Annotated in this window: 1 protein-coding gene; it reads right to left on the bottom strand. The window is 63.3% G+C overall.

The genetic code is table 11. The features are described from left to right. Positions 1–1,093, bottom strand: a 1,093-nt coding sequence (locus tag ILFOPFJJ_RS34605) for an ATP-dependent DNA helicase (protein WP_173514869.1), incomplete at both ends; no start/stop codon positions are given.

Consider the following 1,093-nt stretch of genomic DNA (forward strand, 5'->3'; position numbering starts at 1 on the left):
CGTCGTCGAACTTCACCCAGGCACCCTTCTGGTGAGGTTTCATTACGACGCCGAGGGAGCCGTTCATGAAGCCCGAGCAGATGGGTTCGCCGGTTGCCTTGTCGACCACGGGGTTGCCCTCTGGATCGAGCTGAGGGGATTTCGAGTAGTCGTTCTTCAGCCACATGATCTTCGAGCCGACGCTCAGCCCCCAGTCGTCGATGCTTGCCTGCCTGGCCATGTACTCGACCTCGATGGCGCGGTTCAGCTCCTTCGATCCGGCCGGACCGTTCTTCACCTGCGTGAGTATCTGGACATCCATCTCGTGCAGTGCGGCCGTCTTACCGTAGGCTGGAACGCGTCCGCACATGGCGCGGAAGGCAGCTATGGTCTTCCCGGCCACATCGTCTTTCGACGCCGGGAAGAGATAGACGCCAGGTGTCAGTGCGACGTTCGGATCGAAGCGCCTGAGGCCGACCGCTTTCCCGGTGCGGACGGCCGATGCGACAGCCGGGATGCCGGTGGCGTCGTCCTGTCTGTGAACGATGTCCAAGGTAACCGAAGGGATGCCAGTCGCCTTGACCATGGTATGGAAGGGGAGGCCGGGCCGGATAGGCGGGAGCTGGCCGGGGTCACCGATGAAGATCAGGTTGACCTCGATGGGCAACTGAGCGAGCACCCGGTAGATCGACGGGGTATCGAGCATCGAGGACTCGTCGAAGATGACAGTCCCAGCTTGGACACGGCGACCTGCATCCTCGATGTCGTGAACCAGCCGCGAGAGAGTGCTCGCCGGGCGGCCCGTCGCTTCGCTGATCCGTCTGACGGCGCGGCCTGCCAGAGCCACCTGCAGGTGTTCGACGCCATGGGCTTGCGAAGCTGGAAGACTGTCGCGGATGGCCTCCAATGCGGCAAGGATCGCCCGGACGACGGTAGTTTTGCCCGTGCCCGCGCCACCGCTGATAACGCAGACACCGCAGGTGGTAGCCATGAAGACCGCCTCGCGCTGCGCATCGGTGAGGGCGTAACCGATTTCCTCCTCGACCTTAGAGATGGCCTCGACGACGAGCTTGCCGTCGAATTCCGGAACCTCACGGCCGATGCGCTCGCCGAT

This window comes from Sinorhizobium psoraleae (assembly GCF_013283645.1).
Classification (GTDB): domain Bacteria; phylum Pseudomonadota; class Alphaproteobacteria; order Rhizobiales; family Rhizobiaceae; genus Sinorhizobium; species Sinorhizobium psoraleae.